This is a genomic window from Aeromonas sp. S12(2024), from assembly GCF_041402305.1.
GTDB classification, from domain to species: Bacteria; Pseudomonadota; Gammaproteobacteria; order Enterobacterales; family Aeromonadaceae; genus Aeromonas; species Aeromonas veronii.
Window position 1 is genome coordinate 1 of the sequence record NZ_JBGLRB010000024.1, and the last position, 17,588, is coordinate 17,588.

The 17,588-nt window shown below is 60.1% G+C and carries 15 protein-coding genes; 2 read left to right on the forward strand and 13 right to left on the reverse strand.

Going from position 1 to position 17,588, the window contains the following annotated elements:
* Nucleotides 1–424 precede the first annotated feature (424 nt).
* The 12 genes from tyrA to hinT all read right to left on the reverse strand — a co-directional run bounded on the left by tyrA (nucleotide 425) and on the right by hinT (nucleotide 12,880).
* Nucleotides 425–1,552 carry a bifunctional chorismate mutase/prephenate dehydrogenase gene (gene tyrA, locus ACB035_RS18795; protein WP_371167902.1) on the reverse strand — a complete coding sequence of 376 codons (1,128 nt, stop codon included), beginning with the start codon at nucleotides 1,550–1,552 and terminating at the stop codon, nucleotides 425–427.
* Between the two features lie 134 nt (nucleotides 1,553–1,686).
* Nucleotides 1,687–2,760 (reverse strand): 3-deoxy-7-phosphoheptulonate synthase, encoded by a 1,074-nt coding sequence (locus ACB035_RS18800; RefSeq protein WP_371167903.1) that lies wholly within the window; start codon nucleotides 2,758–2,760, stop codon nucleotides 1,687–1,689.
* Between the two features lie 408 nt (nucleotides 2,761–3,168).
* Complete coding sequence (gene glgC / locus ACB035_RS18805; RefSeq protein WP_371167904.1) at nucleotides 3,169–4,470, reverse strand: glucose-1-phosphate adenylyltransferase; 1,302 nt, start codon at nucleotides 4,468–4,470, stop codon at nucleotides 3,169–3,171.
* A gap of 290 nt (nucleotides 4,471–4,760) precedes the next feature.
* Nucleotides 4,761–5,678, reverse strand: coding sequence for a protein translocase subunit SecF (gene secF / locus ACB035_RS18810; RefSeq protein ID WP_371167905.1), 918 nt, complete (start codon nucleotides 5,676–5,678; stop codon nucleotides 4,761–4,763).
* Between the two features lie 150 nt (nucleotides 5,679–5,828).
* Nucleotides 5,829–7,631 carry a protein translocase subunit SecD gene (secD, locus tag ACB035_RS18815; protein WP_371167906.1) on the reverse strand — a complete coding sequence of 601 codons (1,803 nt, stop codon included), beginning with the start codon at nucleotides 7,629–7,631 and terminating at the stop codon, nucleotides 5,829–5,831.
* A gap of 158 nt (nucleotides 7,632–7,789) precedes the next feature.
* Nucleotides 7,790–8,224, reverse strand: a complete 435-nt coding sequence (locus ACB035_RS18820; RefSeq protein ID WP_081253334.1) for a hypothetical protein — start codon at nucleotides 8,222–8,224, stop codon at nucleotides 7,790–7,792.
* A 95-nt stretch (nucleotides 8,225–8,319) separates the two neighbouring features.
* Nucleotides 8,320–9,177 carry a DUF6279 family lipoprotein gene (locus ACB035_RS18825; protein WP_005353080.1) on the reverse strand — a complete coding sequence of 286 codons (858 nt, stop codon included), beginning with the start codon at nucleotides 9,175–9,177 and terminating at the stop codon, nucleotides 8,320–8,322.
* A 3-nt stretch (nucleotides 9,178–9,180) separates the two neighbouring features.
* Nucleotides 9,181–10,005 carry a phosphotransferase gene (locus tag ACB035_RS18830; RefSeq protein WP_371167907.1) on the reverse strand — a complete coding sequence of 275 codons (825 nt, stop codon included), beginning with the start codon at nucleotides 10,003–10,005 and terminating at the stop codon, nucleotides 9,181–9,183.
* A 10-nt stretch (nucleotides 10,006–10,015) separates the two neighbouring features.
* The gene (gene lpoB / locus ACB035_RS18835; protein ID WP_005334041.1) at nucleotides 10,016–10,612 is read right to left on the reverse strand and encodes a penicillin-binding protein activator LpoB; all 597 of its coding nucleotides are present in this window, start codon (nucleotides 10,610–10,612) and stop codon (nucleotides 10,016–10,018) included.
* Complete coding sequence (locus ACB035_RS18840) at nucleotides 10,612–11,010, reverse strand: YcfL family protein (RefSeq protein ID WP_005334038.1); 399 nt, start codon at nucleotides 11,008–11,010, stop codon at nucleotides 10,612–10,614. Before ACB035_RS18840 ends, lpoB begins: the two co-directional genes overlap by 1 nt.
* 83 nt (nucleotides 11,011–11,093) lie before the next feature.
* On the reverse strand, nucleotides 11,094–12,530 hold the full coding sequence (locus ACB035_RS18845) for a COG3014 family protein (protein ID WP_371167908.1): 1,437 nt from the start codon (nucleotides 12,528–12,530) through the stop codon (nucleotides 11,094–11,096).
* Nucleotides 12,530–12,880 (reverse strand): purine nucleoside phosphoramidase, encoded by a 351-nt coding sequence (gene hinT / locus ACB035_RS18850; RefSeq protein ID WP_005334033.1) that lies wholly within the window; start codon nucleotides 12,878–12,880, stop codon nucleotides 12,530–12,532. The genes ACB035_RS18845 and hinT overlap by 1 nt, the downstream gene beginning before the upstream one ends.
* Nucleotides 12,881–13,132: 252 nt before the next feature.
* Here hinT and ACB035_RS18855 point away from each other — a divergent pair, with 252 nt between their 5' ends.
* Nucleotides 13,133–15,145, forward strand: coding sequence for a methyl-accepting chemotaxis protein (locus ACB035_RS18855; protein WP_100646263.1), 2,013 nt, complete (start codon nucleotides 13,133–13,135; stop codon nucleotides 15,143–15,145).
* A gap of 69 nt (nucleotides 15,146–15,214) precedes the next feature.
* Here the strand turns inward: ACB035_RS18855 and ACB035_RS18860 are convergent, their stop codons facing one another.
* On the reverse strand, nucleotides 15,215–16,090 hold the full coding sequence (locus ACB035_RS18860; protein WP_201995442.1) for a 6-carboxytetrahydropterin synthase: 876 nt from the start codon (nucleotides 16,088–16,090) through the stop codon (nucleotides 15,215–15,217).
* A gap of 80 nt (nucleotides 16,091–16,170) precedes the next feature.
* Between ACB035_RS18860 and ACB035_RS18865 the strand changes: the two genes are divergently transcribed.
* A complete protein-coding gene (locus ACB035_RS18865; protein ID WP_100653426.1) occupies nucleotides 16,171–17,514 on the forward strand; it encodes a dihydroorotase in 1,344 nt (447 codons plus the stop codon).
* Nucleotides 17,515–17,588 lie beyond the last annotated feature (74 nt).

Sequence of the window (17,588 nt, forward strand, 5' to 3'; positions counted from 1 at the left end):
CTGCTTCCTGCTTCCTGCTTCCTGCTTCCTGCTTCCTGCTTCCTGCTTCCTGCTTCCTGCTTCCTGCTTCCTGCTTCCTGCTTCCTGCTTCCTGCTTCCTGCTTCCTGCTTCCTGCTTATCTCTTTGACGGGGAGGGCACTGCTCTCCTCTACGCCATACAGCCATTGCTCGCAGCAGCTTGGCTTGACCGTGAGAATCTGGCAGCTCGGTGCTATTTGCGCGGATTGTGCGGATATTGAGGGGCATACTTGGTGGATGTGATGCGGCGCAGGGAGAGTGGATTGTGAGGCCAATCAGCGGTAGGTACTTGATGTGTCGCTGCTTGCGACTGAGTTAGCGTTGAAATCGGTAATAAACAAAAAAGGGAAGGTGCCTGAGTATCTTCCCTTTTTGGTGATATGAGCGGTGACTGCTTTTGCAGGATCAGCCGTGTTGGCGGCGGTCGTTGGCCTGGGCCAGTAGCATCCGGCTTTCACGCAGGAACTGGTCGGCGTGTTCGCCGAAGAAACCGGAGACTTGCGAGAAGGCCTCGATGAAACCGTCCCTGTCCCCCCGCTCCAGCAGCCCCAGCGCTTCGCCGAAGTTTTGGTAGTAGCGGCGGATCATCGCCAGATTCTGCGGTGACGACAAAATGATGTCGGCATAGAGGTGGGGATCCTGAGCGAACAGCCGCCCCACCATGGCGAGCTCCAGCCGGTAGATGGGGGAGCTTAGCGCCAGCAGGCGATCCAGATTGGCCTGCTCCCGGGAGAGGTGCCAGCCATAGGCAAAGGTGGCGAAGTGACGCAGTGCCTGAATGAGGGTCATCGCCTCATCGTGGGCCTTGGCTTCCACCTGTTGCAAGCGGGCGCCCCAGATGGTCATCTGCTCCAGCAGCCATTGGCTGGCGGCGGGGTCACGACCCTGGCAGCAGACGATCACCTGCTTGGCTAGACTCGCCACATCCGGCCCGAACATGGGGTGCAGTCCCAGTACCGGCCCTTGGTGCACCGCCAGCATATGTTCGAGCGGTGCCGCTTTCACGCTGGTGACATCCACCAGCAGGCAGTGGGCGGGCAGGTTGCCGAGGCGGTCGATGATCTGGCAGGTGATATCGATGGGCACCGCCACCATCACCAGACCGGCTCCGGCGAGGATCTCGTCAGCGCGCGGCCAGTCGGCTTGTTCCAGCGTCTCGACCCGATAGCCTGAGAGGCTGAACATATGACCGAACAGCCGACCAAGCTGGCCCTGACCACCGATGATGATCACTTTGCCAAGATCCGGCTTTATGCATTTGAAGCCTGTATCTTTCTCGCTGGCATAAGATTCACGCATCACCCGGCGCAGCACGTCTTCGATGAGATCGCCGGGAACCCCCAACTGCTCAGCCTCGGCGCGGCGGCGGGCCAGCATGCTCGCTTCCCGATCCGGTGCATAGATGGGCAGGCCGTGGCGGCTCTTTACCTCACCCACTTCTCCCACCAGGGCCAGACGGGCTGCCAGCAGATCGATCAGCTGCTTGTCCACCGCATCTATCTTGTCCCTGAGTACATTCAACTCTTCAGCCATATTCAGTCCCTGCTGGCGCCGCAGCGGCGGCGCCCTGAAAATCAAGATGCAACAAGGTATCACGGCATGAGCGGCCAGATGCCACCTGCGGTGATACCCAGATTGTTCAATAGGTTACGACAAGATACCACGGCTTACCGTGCTGTTCTGCCCTTGAGGGGGTCAGCCAGCTGGTTGTGGCAGCGGGCGAGCAGGGTAGCGGTGGTGTCCCAGTCGATGCAGGCATCTGTGATGGAGACCCCGTAGCGCATCTGCTCCTTGGGCTGCTCGCTGGACTGGTTACCCTCAAACAGGTTGGATTCGAGCATCACCCCGATGATGGAGCGGTTGCCCTCCTGGATCTGGTGGATGACGTTGTCGGCCACCTTGGGCTGCAAACGGTGATCCTTGCTGGAGTTGCCGTGGCTGCAATCCACCACAAGGCTCGGCAGCAGGCCCGCTTTCTCCAGCGCCTCTTCCGCCAGCGACACGTTGACCGAGTCATAGTTGGGATGTTTGCCGCCGCGCAGGATCACGTGGCCATCCGGGTTGCCCTGGGTCTGCAGCAGCGAAACCTGGCCCTGCTGGTTGATCCCCATAAAGGCGTGAGGGGAGGAGGCCGCCTGCAGAGCATTGATGGCAGTCCCCAGGTTGCCGTCGGTGCCGTTCTTGAAGCCGACCGGCATGGAGAGGCCGGACGCCATCTCCCTGTGGGTCTGGGATTCGGTGGTACGGGCGCCGATGGCTGACCAGGAGAAGAGCTCTGCCAGGTATTGCGGGCTGATGGGGTCGAGCGCTTCGGTGGCCAGCGGCAACTCCAGCTCCGCCAGCCAGCAGAGCAGCTCGCGGGCACGGTGCAGCCCCAGCTCCACATCGAAGGTGCCATCCAGATTGGGGTCGTTGATAAAGCCTTTCCAGCCGACCGTGGTGCGCGGTTTCTCAAAGTAGACCCGCATGACAATGTAGAGAGCGTCCTGATAGGCATCATGCAGCGCTTTGAGTCTGGTTGCGTACTCTTTGGCGGCGTCCATATCGTGGATGGAGCAGGGACCACAGATCACCAACAGGCGGTGATCGCGGCGGTGAATGATGTCGGCGATGGTATTGCGGGCCCCTTGCACGAATGCCAGCGCCTTGTCGGAGATGGGTAACTTCTCCTTGAGCTGGGCAGGCGTGATCATCACTTGTTCGGACTGGATATGGATGTTGTTCAGGGGGTCTCTTTGCATGATTTCATTCTCTCTACTGTATTAAGCCAAAAGCGGTTGTACCTATATATTTACACTGGTACCTACTTTGTTACGCAACCGTCATCACCTTACCAAGGAAAAACAAACAATCAAGTGAAACTAGTGGGTTTACCACTAAAAAGTCAGATAAAGGAGCTGCTATATAGCGCGAACAGGAATAATACAGAGGGTTTTTCGGAGGGTTAATGGTTTTTGTGTAATTTAATGTTTACAACTTGGGGCGTGAAGGCTGCGTTGCCCAGCTGTTTACCCACAGTAAATGGTATCTCTGGGAGGCTGCAACGCGATGGCAATGATGGTGTGAGGTGGCTATCTGGTCAGCCATAGAAAGAGGGAGCCATCATGGCTCCCTTTGCGGTAGGAAGGGGGATCCCGTCTGGCTGCGGATCAGCGCTTTTGTTTTCCCTGCAGCTCTTTGTTCAGGCGAGTGAGCATCCCCTGGGTGACCAGCACTATGCCCTGCTCGGAGCGGTGGAAGCGACGTGCATCTTCATCGGCGTTTTCACCGATCACCGTGCCTTCCGGCAGTTTGCACCCCTTGTCGATCACCACCCGGCGCAGTCGGCAACCGGCACCTATCTCCACACCCGGGAAGATAACGGCCTGATCCAGGGTGCAGAAGGAGTCGACCCGCACATTGGTAAAGAGCACCGAACTCAGGATGAAAGAGCCACTGACGATGGTGCCCCCGGCAAACATGGAGTTGATGGTCATGCCGTGCTGGCCGTTTCGGTCCTGCACGAACTTGGCGGGAGGAGTCATGTTCTGACTGGTCCAGATGGGCCAGTCCTGATCGTAGATATCGAGCTCAGGCGTGACGGAAGCGAGATCCATATTGGCCTCCCAGAAGGAGTCCACGGTGCCCACATCGCGCCAGTAGGGGCGGCGATCCGGACAGCAGCCGACACAGGACATGCCAAACGGGTGAGCGAATGCGGTGCCCTCTTTCACCACGCGGGGGATCACGTCCATGCCGAAATCGTGATGGGACTGCTCGTTGGCAATGTCCTCTTCCAGCAGCTGATAGAGATACTCCGCATCGAAGATATAGACGCCCATGGAGGCCAGTGCGGTGTCGGCCTTGCCCGGCATGGCGGGCGGGTTGGCAGGCTTTTCGACGAAGGCATTGATCTTGCGATCATCATCCACCGCCATTACCCCGAAGGCGCTTGCTTCACTGCGTGGCACCTCGATGCAGGCAACGGTCACCTTGGCACCCATATTGACGTGGTCGAGCAGCATGGCGGCGTAATCCATCTTGTAGATGTGATCGCCTGCCAGCACCACCACATATTTGGGGACGTGATCGCGGATGATATCCAGATTCTGGTAGACCGCATCTGCGGTACCCCGATACCAGTTCACCTCATCCACCCGCTGCTGGGCAGGGAGCAGATCGATAAACTCGTTCATCTGGTAGCGCAGGAAAGACCAGCCCGATTGGAGATGGCGCAACAGGCTGTGGGATTTGTACTGGGTCACGACACCGACCCGACGGATGCCGGAGTTGATGCAGTTGGAGAGCACGAAATCGATGATGCGGAATTTGCCGCCGAAATGAACGGCAGGTTTTGCACGGTTGTCGGTTAACTGTTTGAGGCGACTACCCCGCCCTCCTGCGAGTACCAAAGCCATGGTCTCGTTCAGCAACTGTCTGGATTTTGCTGTATTGGCAGGTTGTAACAACATCTCATATCCCTTTGTAGATAAATCACTACAATGTTGCCTCCTTTGAGCCCTCAAGAAAGTGCTTTCAGTCACATTTTATGGTTTCCGACGTAATAAAATGACCTTTTTGTTATTAAAAATGACGGGTTGATCCGTCATCGCTTTCAATATGGTCAGTTGTCAATTGAGGCGAGCCGAGCAACAAAAGGGGCGGTGAGAGACCGAGAGGAGGAATGGGAAAAAGCCCCTGCCAATGGTTGGCAGGAGCCCGGTTTGTTGAGGCCCGGTGAGCCGGGCCTGGTTAACAAGGTTCAGGCTGCGTTGGCCAGTGGCTCCTCGCTCTTCTTCTGGTAGGCCTGCGGGGTGAGGCCCAGCAGCTCCTGCACGGTCGAGGCGACGGTGATGGAGGAGACGGTGCCCACCAGGATCCCGGCAAACAGGGTGAAGGAGAAGCCGTAGAGGGCGTCACCGCCAAACAGCAACAGAGCGCCCACGGTAAACAGGGTGGTGCCCGAAGTGATCATGGTGCGACTGAAGGTCGCCTTGATGGCCACATCGGAGCATTCGTGGATGCCCATCTGGGTACGCGAGCTCAGCAGATCCCGCAACCTGTCCGAGATGACGATGCTGTCGTTGAGGGAGTAGCCGATCACCGCCATCAAGCCGGCGATGATGTTCAGATCGAATTCGATCTGAAAGAGTGACAGCAGCCCCAGCGCCACGATGGCGTCATGGACCACCGAGAGCAGGATGCCGATGGCCTGACGCCACTCGAAGCGAAACGCCAGATAGGCCGACATCGCCAGCGAAGCGACCAGCACGGCCAGCATACCCTGCTGGAACAGTTCGGCACCCACCTGAGGGCCGACGATGGTGGTGCGCAGCAACTCGACCGGCATCCCCAACTGCTGGGTCAGCATGGTGGCGAGATCCGCCGCGGGCCAGGGCAGTTCGTGGGGGGGCAGCTTGATCAGCCACTCGCCGGGAATACCGGCCGAGCTCAGCTCAACGGCTCCCGCCAGCGGGGAGACCAGCATGGCATTGAGCTCATGGGCCTCTTTCAGGGTCTGGATATGAAACTCCAGCAGGATCCCGCCGGTAAAATCGAGCCCCAGTATCAGGCCGTTCACCAGCAAGATGGCGGCGCTGGCCACGGTCAGCAGGATGGAAGCCCACAGGCCGATATAGCGCCAACGGGTCAGCCCCATGGCAACGATCATTCTCAACATAATTCTCTCCTTGGCCCGCCAGCCTCAGGCTGTTGGCCCATCACGACGTGTCGCGACACGCCGGGAAATAGTGTTCTGCTTTGGCCACTCCGGCCATATCCATGGCCGATGGCGCAGCCAAAGCCGCTCATCAGAGGGACTGCTGTCCCGTTACACCTTCAGCGTGCGCTCGCTGCTGCGTCCCCATAGGGGGTTGATGATGGCGCGTGTCCCCCAGATCCCGGTGATCATGCTGGAGAGCAGACCCAGAATGAGGGTGATGGAGAAGCCCTGCAGCGGCCCGGAGCCGATGGAGTAGAGCACCACGGCGCAGATGAGCGTAGTGATGTTGGCATCGAAAATGGTGTGGAAGGCGGAGCGATAGCCAAAGTCGATGGCGTTGGCCAGTGAGCCCCCTTCTCGCAGCCGGTCCCTGATCCGCTCGAAGATCAGCACATGGGTATCCACCGCCATGCCCACCGTCAGTACCAGACCGGCGATCCCCGGCAGGGTCAGCACGGCGCCCGGCAGCACTGCCAGCATGCCGACCTGCATCAACAGGTTGGCGACCAGCGCCGTGATGGCAACCCAGCCGAACTTGCGATACCAGGCCATCATAAACAGCATCATGCCCGCCATACCGAAGGCCAGCGCGGTGAAGCCCGCCTCGATATTCTGCATCCCCAGCGTCGGGCCAATACTGCGTTCTTCCAGGATCTTGAGAGGGGCGGTGAGGGCGCCGGCACGCAGCAGCATGGCCAGCTCCTGAGCTTCCGGCAGACTGCCAATGCCGGTGATGCGGAACTGGTTGCCAAGGGCAGTCTGGATGGTGGCGACGTTGATCACCTCGCTCTGGGCGCGCAGTTTGCCCTGGGCGTTGGTTTTGTACTCGGTGAAGACGGTCGCCATCGGCTTGCCCACATGCTGGCGGCTGAACTGGTTCATCTTGCTGCCGCCCAGGGTGTCGAGCACGATATTGACCTGGGGTTGACCCATCTCGCCCATGTTGGCGCGGGCATCGACGATGTGCTCGCCGGTGAGTACCGGCTTGCGCGCCATGCCGACGGCCTGGCCGTTGCGATCGGCGATATAGAAGTGGCTGTCGGCTTTGGCCTCGTAGAAGGCCAGCGAGGCGGTGGCGCCGATCACCTCTTTCGCCTGCTTGGGGTTATGTACCCCGGGCAGTTCGATACGGATGCCATCTTGGCCCTGACGCACCACCGATGCCTCGACGATGCCGAGCTCGTTGATCCGTTTTTTCAGGATCGACAGGTTCTGGGTCACGGTGTTGTTGACCAGCAGGGTACGCTCAGCATCGCTCAGCACCAGTTTCAGATCATTACCGGAGCGGGTCAGCTTCCACTGATCCTGACGGGTACCGGCACTCTCCTTGATGATGGCGAGCCAGCTCTCCTGTTCGGCGACCTCCGGCAGGGTGACGGCTACGGCGCCCTGTGCGCTGCGTGTGACGCTGGCGCCGCGCAGATTGGCTTCACGGAAGCGGGTGCGCAGGGTATCCACCAGATTCTTGGTCTGATTGTCGATGACAAAGTCCACGTCCACCCCGATCAGCAGCTGGGAGCCGCCACGCAGGTCGAGCCCCAGCTTGATGGGGTCGGCGCCGAGGCGGGTGATCCAGGCCGGCGCGTTGGAGTGAAACTCCAGGGTCAGGGCGGCACTGTCGACCCCTTGCAGCTCCAGCAACTGCTTGGCGCGCTGCTGATCGCCCTGACTGGCAAAGACCAGCTCGACCCGCTCAGGTTGCTCAATGACCTTGATCGGGGTCAGGTGTTTGTCGCTCAGCAACATCTGCTGCTGAGCCGTCAGGCGCTGCTGTCCGTGCAGGCCGAGGGAGGGCTGCTCACCGAAAAAGGTGGGCAGGGAGTAAAAGGTAAAGGTCAACAGCATCAACAGCAGCAGTGCGTACTGCCACTTGCTCATGCGGTTGAGAACGGTGCGATTGCTCTTTCTCATGGCAAACAAGCCTCTGTCAGGAGAATGGTGCCCGGGCCGATAGCAACAAGGCTCGGCAAGGCGCAAAAAATGGGATGCATCAAATGCGGATCAGGCAGCCGCCGGATCCGTCAGGAAGAGGAGATGAGCAAACAGTTGATGTGCCAGCCCCTCCGGGGTCAGGCGCTCAGATAGCTCTGGGTGAAGCGATATTGCAGATGTTGGCGCTGTAGATGGCGCCGGTGGATCGCGCCAAAGCGCTCGCGAAAACTCTGTTTGTGATAGAGCTCGGGTGCCAGCATCAGCCAGCCGAGCAGCAACAGCAGGATGGCCTGGGCCGACCAGCTCTGGATCAGCTCGTAGACCACACTCTTGGGCTGGTTGTCACTGCGCAGGGATTGTTCGAGACGCAGCAGGTGATTCTGATGGCTGCCGACAAACTTGATGATGCCATCATCGCTGTCGCTAAGCTGATTGAACACCTGAGTCTGCTGCTGTTCACTCTGGGGAGATGCGGGTAGCAGCGGGCCTTCCATTCGGGCGATGGAACAAAGCAGGGTGAGGGCGATAACCAGAGTTACCAGCACCAGTTTTACTTTGTCGATAAGGCGCAAAAGTTAATTCCCGATAAATAGAAAGGGCAAACTACCACACGCGCCCGGTTTGAACAAGGTTGCCCCGGGCACATGGCACCATTCGGTGCCGCTCGTCAGCTGCCGCTCATCTGCTTGAAGTCGCGGGCATACCCCTTGAGCAGGGAGTAGAGATGGGCCCGCTGGGAGATATCCAGCGACTGGCTCATGGCGCTCAGCCAGTTGACGGTACGCTGGCGTGACTGCTCGGTATAGCCGGTAAAGCGGCCATCCATCAGCCCATCCCCCTCGGCCAGCAGGTCAGTCAGCTCGCGGGTAAAGTCGGGACTCTGGCGCTGCTTCATCAGCCTGTCCAGCTCCTGGGTCCAGGACTCCTGAAACTCGAGCCAGGGGGGCATCAGCTCGTATTGCCATTCGGCCCACTGGGCCACCAGTGGCGCCTGTGCCGGTTTCACCTCGCCAATCCAGAACTCGAGCCGCTTGTTCATCTTGTCGCGAAACTCCGCCAGCATCTGCTCTTTGGGCTCAGTGGCAAAGTCCTTTTGTCGTTCCTGTTGCCGCTTGACCCGATCGGTCATAAAGCGGGCCACCTGCTCGTCGGTCAGGGTGCGCGCCAGCCTGACCGCGCGGGGGATAGTGTTTTCCAGCGTGCGGGTCAGGCTCTGCTGCACCGCATCGAGATTGGTCGAGATCTGCTCCGGCGTCATGGGGCTGGCCACCGCCTTGGCCAGTGCATCGAGATCCTTGGCGTAGCGCGGCAGCTCGTGCTGGCGGTGCCAGGCCATCAGCCCCTTCACTTCGCGGCTGAGCAGATCCTTCTGCGAATAGGAGAGGGCAAAGTAGTCATCCAGCTGCCAGATGATGGCGGTATCGAGCCAGTAGTAGATCACCCGGGTGGAGCAGCCGGTCAGCAGCAGGCCGATCAGCAGCAGACCCCAGGTTTTCGGCTTGTGCCAGCGCACCTTGTTTATCATCTGTTACTCCAGTCGTTGCCGGTTGATGGCGATCAGGGTGTCATAGTCGAGTGAGGGCTGTTGCTCTGCCATCAGCAGGGCCCAGAGCAGGCCGATATAGTCGACCCAGGGTAAAAATGCCTCGCTCTGAAAATCGGGCCACTGGTGGCGCGGCACGGCCTGCAGATAGTGTGCTTCCAGCTCGTCACGCCGCTCGGCGGGCCACTCATGGGTGCGCTGGATGCTGGCGAGCTCAAAGCCGGGGTGACCTGCCGCGCCATACTCCCAGTCGATGACCCAGGGTTTGCTTCCCAACAAGTTAGCCGGATTGAGATCATGGTGGCAAGGGCGCCAGCAATCATTTGGCTCACTGCTGGCGAGCAAGCCCCGCTCCAGGGCGGGCAGCCAGGAGGGAATGTGGGCCAGTCGGGCGCGATAGCCTGCGGCGTGGGCTCGCACCGCCATCACCACCGCAGGCAGCGGCAGGCGATGGAGCTTGCGCAGCACCTCAGCCAGCAGACGGGGCTGATCGGCTTCCGGTGGCGCCGCGTGTACCCAGTTTGGCTCATCGCACCATTCGAGCAGCATCAGACCGCTGGCGGGATCGCCATAGTGGCAGGGCAGTGCCAACCCTTCGCCCATCGCCCCCTGATAAAGTTGCCACTCGGTGGGACGGTCGATGCCAAGGCGCACCGGGTCGGGGTGGCCCTGACGCAAAAAGTAACTGCGCCCCGAGGGGAGGCGCAGTCGATAGTTGCAGTTGGTCAGGCCTAACCCGAGTGGTTCCAGCTGCCCCTCCCGCCAGGGGGCGGGCAGGCTGGCCAGTAGCGAATCACAGTTGCCTGTCACCAGGAGCCTGTTACCAGCCAAAGGTGGATTTCTTCGCCTGTTTGCGGATCTCTTTCTGATCGGCCCACAGCAGTTCGCCGTTTTGCAGATCCATCAGGTTCATGGTCATCTGGTAGTAGACATCCTTCACCTTGCCATTGTCTTTGACGATGCTGGCGAGGTTGCCATAGACCATGTAGCGGGCACCGGTCTGCTTGCCCAGACGTACCATGGAGGCAGGATCCACCATGCCGCTGCTCTGCTGGTATTCGAGCTGCTGCTTGACGGCGGCCACCTTGCTCATGTCGACGAAGCGGAACTTGCCGGCCCGCAGCAACTTGGTGCGGATGGTGTCGGTGATGGCTTCGGTATCGATGTGCTCGGAGGTCTTGTTGCGGATAGAGTCCATAAACATCACCGGACGACCGCCTGCGGTGATCTCGCTGGTGGCAGGGGAGGCGAGCATGGAGTCCGCCATCTTGTCGGCGATGGCCTGCAGGTCGCTTGAGCCGTAATCGACGGTGACGGTTTCAGTTTCAGTGGGATCGCCATAGCTGACGGTAGTGCTGGAGCAGCCGCCCAAGAGCAATGCAGAGGTCAATATCAGCAGGGCATGATTCATTTTCATCAGTAGGATTCCTCAATCACTTCGCGTACGTAAATCCGGTAACCCTGCGCCGCCGGGCTGGGCGCCAGGGCCGAGAGGGTGCGGGTCTGATAGCCATGCAGCTTGATGGGGGTCCAGCCGCGGCCATCGCTGGCGACCTCCTGACCGGCCTCATCATACCAATAGAAGATATATTGCAGCTTGTTATCGCCGCGCTGGGTGCTGGCGGCGGCCACATTGACCTGCAGCAGGCCATTTTGCTGGCGGCGGCTCAGCTCGGTCAGGGTGACGTTGACGTTTTGATGCTGCTCTAGCGTGGGAGCACCGCCCGCCGGGCCATAGAGCGCCACGCCTGAGGTGTTGGTGGCGCAGCCGGTCAGCAGCAGCGCGAGCCCGAGGGCCAACCCGTATGCTTTCATCTTGCTCTCCTTAATCGGGGTGAGTGGGGCCGCGTGTGAGCCTGCCCGGTTAATTGTCTTGCTCATCTCTCTTCGCCATCTGCTCAGAGCGGCATCACCCGGGTGGTCAGAACGGCGCCGAGGCGCTGTACCCAGACCAGGGTGGTGCGTCCCTTGTGGATGGTGAGCGGCAATTGCCGCTGCGCCGTCCCTGCGCCCAGGGTGAGATTGATGTCACCTGCCGGCACCATCCCCTGCCAGCTCGATGCCTGAGCTGGCAGCGTCAGCCAGCTGCGGGTATCAGCCCGCTCCGAGAGGGTGTTGAAGATCCCCACCAGAATATTGCCCACATCGCCCCCCTCTTTGGCGGCGGTGCGGCGCATCTGCTCCTTGGCCACCAGTCGCAGCGCCTGGCGGGTCAGCATGCCGGGCAGCCGCTCCTGCAGATCTTTGGCGGCCAGCGCTTCCAGCCTGACCAGCTCGCTGGTCTGCCAGGCCCGCTTGCCGACTTCCACCGTCAGCGGGCCGGTGTCGCTGGCCCGATTATCGTAATAGGGGATGGCGACGGTAAAGGTGCGAAAATCGCCGCGGGAGGTGGAGATGGGGAGCGGCAGAAAGAGTTCGCGCCGCGCCGGGATCAAACCATCTTCAAACAGCACCACCAGTTGGCCTTGATCTTTTGCAAGCGGCGGTGCTTTGCGGCCTATCTTTTTCTCGGTCTCGCGGATCTCGTCCGGTGAGCCACGCAGCCGCGCCAGACGCAGCAAGGCATCTTGCAGGCTGCGGTTGTCCGGCGCTATTTGGTAGCCGCGCTGATAGTCGACCCAGGCATCGTTGAGATCCCCGGCCGCCTCATAGAGCACGGCGGAAAAATAGAAGGTGTAGGCGTTCTGAAAACCGTTTTTGACCTTGCCGATCAACCGGTCGAGATCCGGTGCGCCGCGCGACATCAGCTGGCGCATCTCACCTTCAGCCTCGGCCTCTTCGCTCTCATCCTTCGCCTTGCGCACCTCATCGGCTCGCCGTTTAAGCGCCTGCTCCTGCACCTGATTGGCCCGGCGCACCTCTACTAGGGCGCCATCGGCATCACCCCGTTGCAGATAGTTGAGGGCCAGATAGTGATGCAGCATGGTGCGTTCGTAATCGGGAGTACGATAGGCCATCGACTGATCGTTGGTGAGCAGACTGCCCACCTGATCCAGACCGTGGCTCAGCCGGTATTCGGCCTGATTCTCTTCCCACTGAAGGCGGCTGTCGGCGGCGGTGAACGCCTGCTTGCTGCCCGCATCCTGACCGGCGAGCCAGGCAATGCGCCCCTGTTCGAGCCGATCCAGCACAAAGGTGTCATCCCCCAGGGTGGAGTCGCGCACCTCGGGCAGCGCCTCGGCGGCATGGCCCAGCAGCAGCTGGTTGCGCAGTGGCACCATCTGATCGGAGTAGGAGACGAACATATCCTGCCAGCGGGAGGCGCAGCCTCCCAGCAACAGCAGGGCGCCGCAGAGCAACAGGGCGCTGCGGCAGGTTGAGGCGTTGCGATTCATTACAGGCTGAGCAGCGGCCCCAGCGGCTGGCCACCGACCAGATGCATGTGGATGTGGTAGACCTCCTGCCCGCCGTGGCGGTTGCAGTTCATGATGAGGCGGTAGCCATCTTCGGCGATGCCAGCCTCGGCGGCCAGTTTGCGGGCCACGGTGAACATCCGGCCAAGGGCCAGTTCATGTTCGGCTTCCACGTCATTGACGGTGGGGATCAGCACATTGGGGATGATCAGAATATGGGTTTTGGCCTTGGGCTGGATATCCCGGAATGCGGTGACCAGATCGTCTTGATAAAGGATGTCGGCGGGGATCTCTTTACGGATGATTTTGCTGAAAATGGTTTCTTGCGCCATGGCTAACTCCCTTATATGAAACAGAAAATTGAACTAGAACCCCAAGCGGCTCCCGAAAGGGGGGCGAGCAGCACGCCAAGTGTGACACAAGCCGACATTTGACACAGCTGATGTCCCATTCCCTTCAGTTATTGTTAAAAATACCGATAGCCAGAGGGACGTCATCTGCAGCGCCTGTTCAGGGTGGTCTGCAGGGTATCAAAAGGACGGGGTACTCAGGCAAGGGACTTTTGCATATACAGCGGGACAATAATGAAACAAACAATGTCGGATCTCTCCATCTTGCAGCGAGTCTACCTTGGCTTCGCGATCCTGGTGGCCGTGATGGTGGCCAGTTCACTGCTCACATTTCGTAGTCAGGAGACCCTGGGGAACGCACTGGAGCAGGTTACCCAGCAGTCTATGCCGCTGGTGATTGCCAGCAGCCAGACCCAGATCACCCTGCTCAGCGCCAACAAGTGGCTGGGGGATGTGCTCACCGAGCAGGACCCCAAACAGCTGCCAGCCGAAGTGGCCGAACTGAAACAGGCGAAAGCCGCGGTGGGCAAGAGCCTTGACGTCTTGCGCCAGCAGGTGGCCCACCACCCCGAACTGCAAGGGGAGATGAGCAGCCTCAGCCAGCAGGTCGACAGCTACCTGCAACTGACCGATACCCTGCCCGGCGAACACGAGGCGCTGCTCACCCGACTGCACAAGGTCAATCTGGCCAAGGGGCAGTTTCAGGTCAGTCTGCCCCAGTTCAAGAAGAGTCTGGGTGACATGATGGTCACCATCGACGACAGCTTTATCAAGATGCTCTCCGAGACCCTGACCACCAAGCTCTCCGCTATCGAACTCTCCACCATGGACGCCCTCAATCAGACCATTCCGGCCCCCATCGAAGGGGCGCTCAAGCGCAACAAGATGCAGATTGAGGGGTTCAACAGCACCATCAAGGATCTGCAGGGGGAGCTGAAGAACTTCGAGAACGACATGGGCCACTATGTTCACGGCTTCGTGCGCGACACCACCGCAAGCGAAGGCGTGCTCTCCCAGTATCTGGCGCTGATGAAGCAGCAGGAACAGATGCGGGAGAAGAGCAAGCAGGCGAGCGCCCTCATCGTCGAGATCCAGAACCGGCTTGAGCGGATCACCGGCCAGAGTCAGCAGCTGATGAGTCAAAGCATTCAGCACGCCAAAGCCACACAGAGCCAGAGCACCCTGACACAGGGAACCAGCATCGTCGTCGCCATCCTGATCGCCATGCTGGTGGCTTATACCCTGGGCAAGGCCATTCGCCGTCCGCTCAGGGAGTTGCTGCGGGTGCTGACCGAAGTGACCCAGGGCGACATGACCCAGCGCATCGGTTTTCAGAGCAAGAATGAATTTGGTCAGCTGGGCAGCCAGATCAACCTGCTGATTGCCCAGATGGGGGAGGTGCTGGCACAGCTTTCACAAGCGTCTGCCCAGCTTAACGATGCCGCCCACGGCAATCGCCACACCACCGAATCGGTGCGGGCGGATCTGGAGAAACAGCGGCAGGAGACCGCCTCGGTCGCCGCCGCCATGACCCAGATGGAGGCCTCGGTGCGTGAGGTGGCGCAGGCCGCCAACCAGACCCTGGAGCGGGTGCAGGATGTGGAGAAGGCCTCCGAGATGGGACGCAAGGTGATGGCAGGCAATATCACCACCACTCATCAACTGGCGGGCAAGCTGCAACAGACCGGCAAGGTGATTGGTGATGTGAGTGCCATGAGCAGCCAGATTGGCAACATCCTCGATGTCATTCGCGGCATCGCCGAGCAGACCAACCTGCTGGCCCTCAACGCCGCCATCGAAGCGGCGCGGGCCGGCGAGCAGGGGCGCGGATTTGCGGTGGTGGCGGATGAGGTGCGCAGTTTGGCGGGCCGCACCGCCCAGTCCACCAGCGAAATCCAGACCATGATCGAGAACCTGCAGCAGGGGGTAGCCAAGGCGGTGACCGTGATGCAGGAGTGCTCTCGCGAGATGGACAGCTGCGTGGATCAGAGCTCTCACGCCAACAACGCCATGGAGGAGGTGCAGGGGATTGTGGTGCTGATCAGCGACATGTCGAGCCAGATCGCCTCTGCCGCCGAGCAGCAGCAGGCCACCAGTGCCGACATTGCCACCAACCTCAACCGCATCTCCGATATCTCGGATCTCAACTATCAGGGGATTGAGCGGGTAGCCGAGACCAGCCAGCAGCTGGACTCCCTTGCCGAGCAGCAGGAGAGCCTGGTCAAGCGCTTCCGCCTCAGCGCCTGATGGTCGAGAGTTGAAATAACAAGGCCCCGCAGATGCGGGGCCTTGTTATTGCGGTAGTCAACGTAGGAATTACGCGTAGGCGATGGCGCCCTTGCCGACCCCTTCATAAGCGACAATCTTGACGAACTTGTCGCCCACCATCTTCTTCACTTCGCGGGCGATATAGCAGGCCAGCAGCTCAACCGTGGTGTCAGTGTCGATCATCTCCACCTCGGCGGTGGGGATGGCCAGCTGGAACAGCCCTTGCGGCGCCACATATTTGAAGCCGATGTGATGCTCGCCAAGCTGGGCATTGGCGCGAGGGCTCAAAGCGAGCTCGGTCAGCGCCACCTTGTCCTCCTCGGTGCCGAGGTAGATATCGCCCCAGCGCTCGGCCCAGTTGAGCTCAAGCTCCTGGTCGCGCTCGCCATCGACGTGGATCTCGATGGGAGAGCGGTGGCCGTGGGCGATGCGCTGGCAGTTGCCATCGTGCTTTTTCAGGCCGTGGCTGTAGTGGTAGAAGGCGCCGGTGATCGCCTCCTGACGCAGGGTCAGGGAGAGATCCTTGATATTGCCCGGCAGCCGTTTGGCCAGTACCGCCAGCAGGTAGCGGGTCACCGACTCTTTATCAACTTGCGGGGCCGGGATAAAGGCAAAGCCCTGGGATGGGCAGCGCAGATGGATGGAGCGACCCGGGCGCAGCAGATCCACTGTGCTTTCGTCACCATCCAGTGTCTCGACGTGGATCAGCGGGCACTCGGTCGGCACCAGCAGCTTGTGGTCCACCTCTTCATCGATGATCGACTTGATCAGCTTCTTTACCCGGCCAAAGTCCAGCAGCATGCTCATTTCGTTGAGCTCACCGCTCATTTCGATATCTACCAGCCAGCTCTCGCCCACCATGCCGCGGCGTTCGCAGAGGTAGCTGGAGTCGATCACGGTCAAATCTCTTACAAATAACTTCATCAGTCAGGCCTTGCTACAGAGAAAGGGCAGTTTTGCGCTATTATGACCCGCGATTATCGGCAAAGGAACTGGAACCCCCCATGAACAAACTGCTTATCAAAAATGCCACCCTGGTCAACGAAGGCCGCATCTATGCCTCCGATGTGTTGATCGAGGGGGAACGGATTGCCCGCATCGCCCCGGATATCGAGGCGCCCGATGCGCTGGTGATCGATGCCGCAGGTCGCCATCTCATCCCCGGAATGATCGATGATCAGGTCCACTTCCGGGAGCCGGGATTGACCCACAAGGGGACTATCGCCAGCGAATCCCGCGCCGCCGTCGCCGGTGGCACCACCAGTTTCATGGAAATGCCCAACGTCAATCCCCAGACCACCACCCTCGACGCCCTCGAAGCCAAATACCAGATCGCCGCCAACTCCTCCGTCGCCAACTACAGCTTCTATCTCGGTGCCACCAACGACAACCTTGCAGAGATCAAGCGTCTCGACCCCAAGCAGTCCTGCGGGGTCAAGGTGTTTATGGGCTCCTCGACCGGCAACATGCTGGTGGACAATCAGGAGACCCTGGCGGCCATCTTCCGCGAAAGTCCGGTGATGATCGTGACCCACTGCGAAGACACCCCGACCATCGCCAAGGCGGAAGAGGCGGCACGGGCCAAGTGGGGCGAGAATGTGCCGATGGGCGAGCACGGCCGCATTCGCAGTGACGAGGCGTGCTACAAATCCTCCAGCATGGCGGTGGCGCTGGCGAAAAAATACGGTGCCAAGCTGCACGTGCTGCATCTGACCTCGGCCAAGGAGCTGTCGCTGTTTACCGCCAGCCACGACCTGAGCGAATTGAAAGACAAGAACATCACCGCCGAGGTGTGTGTGCATCACCTCTTCTTCAATGATGCCGATTACGAGACCCAGGGCAGCCTGATCAAGTGCAACCCTGCGGTGAAGAGTGCCGCCGACCAGCAGGCACTGCTGGATGCGGTACGCAACGACGTGCTCGACATCATCGCCACCGACCACGCGCCCCACACCTGGGAAGAGAAGCAGAACAGCTACTTCAAGGCGCCGTCCGGTGTGCCGTTGGTGCAGCACTCTTTGCAGGCGCTGCTGGAGCTCTACCACAACGGCGTGTTTACCCTGGAGACTATCGTCAAGAAGACCTCCCATGCGGTAGCCGAGCGCTTCCAGGTGCAGGATCGCGGTTATATCCGCGAGGGCTACTTCGCCGATCTGGTGCTGCTGGATCTGGGCAAGCCCTATGTGGTCAACGATGACAACATCCTCTACCACTGTGGCTGGTCGCCCTTCAACGGCTACCGCTTCCACAGCACGGTGGAGATGACGCTGGTGAACGGCCAGATCGCCTGGCAAAACGGGCAGGTGACTGACCAGATCCTGGGCAAGCGGCTGACGTTTAACCGCTGATTGTTCGCAAAGCAGGCGAACGCACCGTGGCTTAGGAATTGGCGGCGTTTCCCTGTTGACAGGGCAGGGTCATC

Coding starts and splice junctions, on each gene's coding strand:
- tyrA (WP_371167902.1), bottom strand. CDS start 1,552: ATGGCTGAAGAGTTGAATGTACTCAGGGACAAGATAGATGCGGTGGAC.
- ACB035_RS18800 (WP_371167903.1), bottom strand. CDS start 2,760: ATGCAAAGAGACCCCCTGAACAACATCCATATCCAGTCCGAACAAGTG.
- glgC (WP_371167904.1), bottom strand. CDS start 4,470: ATGTTGTTACAACCTGCCAATACAGCAAAATCCAGACAGTTGCTGAAC.
- secF (WP_371167905.1), bottom strand. CDS start 5,678: ATGTTGAGAATGATCGTTGCCATGGGGCTGACCCGTTGGCGCTATATC.
- secD (WP_371167906.1), bottom strand. CDS start 7,631: ATGAGAAAGAGCAATCGCACCGTTCTCAACCGCATGAGCAAGTGGCAG.
- ACB035_RS18825 (WP_005353080.1), bottom strand. CDS start 9,177: ATGATAAACAAGGTGCGCTGGCACAAGCCGAAAACCTGGGGTCTGCTG.
- lpoB (WP_005334041.1), bottom strand. CDS start 10,612: ATGAAAATGAATCATGCCCTGCTGATATTGACCTCTGCATTGCTCTTG.
- ACB035_RS18840 (WP_005334038.1), bottom strand. CDS start 11,010: ATGAAAGCATACGGGTTGGCCCTCGGGCTCGCGCTGCTGCTGACCGGC.
- ACB035_RS18845 (WP_371167908.1), bottom strand. CDS start 12,530: ATGAATCGCAACGCCTCAACCTGCCGCAGCGCCCTGTTGCTCTGCGGC.
- hinT (WP_005334033.1), bottom strand. CDS start 12,880: ATGGCGCAAGAAACCATTTTCAGCAAAATCATCCGTAAAGAGATCCCC.
- ACB035_RS18855 (WP_100646263.1), top strand. CDS start 13,133: ATGAAACAAACAATGTCGGATCTCTCCATCTTGCAGCGAGTCTACCTT.
- ACB035_RS18860 (WP_201995442.1), bottom strand. CDS start 16,090: ATGAAGTTATTTGTAAGAGATTTGACCGTGATCGACTCCAGCTACCTC.
- ACB035_RS18865 (WP_100653426.1), top strand. CDS start 16,171: ATGAACAAACTGCTTATCAAAAATGCCACCCTGGTCAACGAAGGCCGC.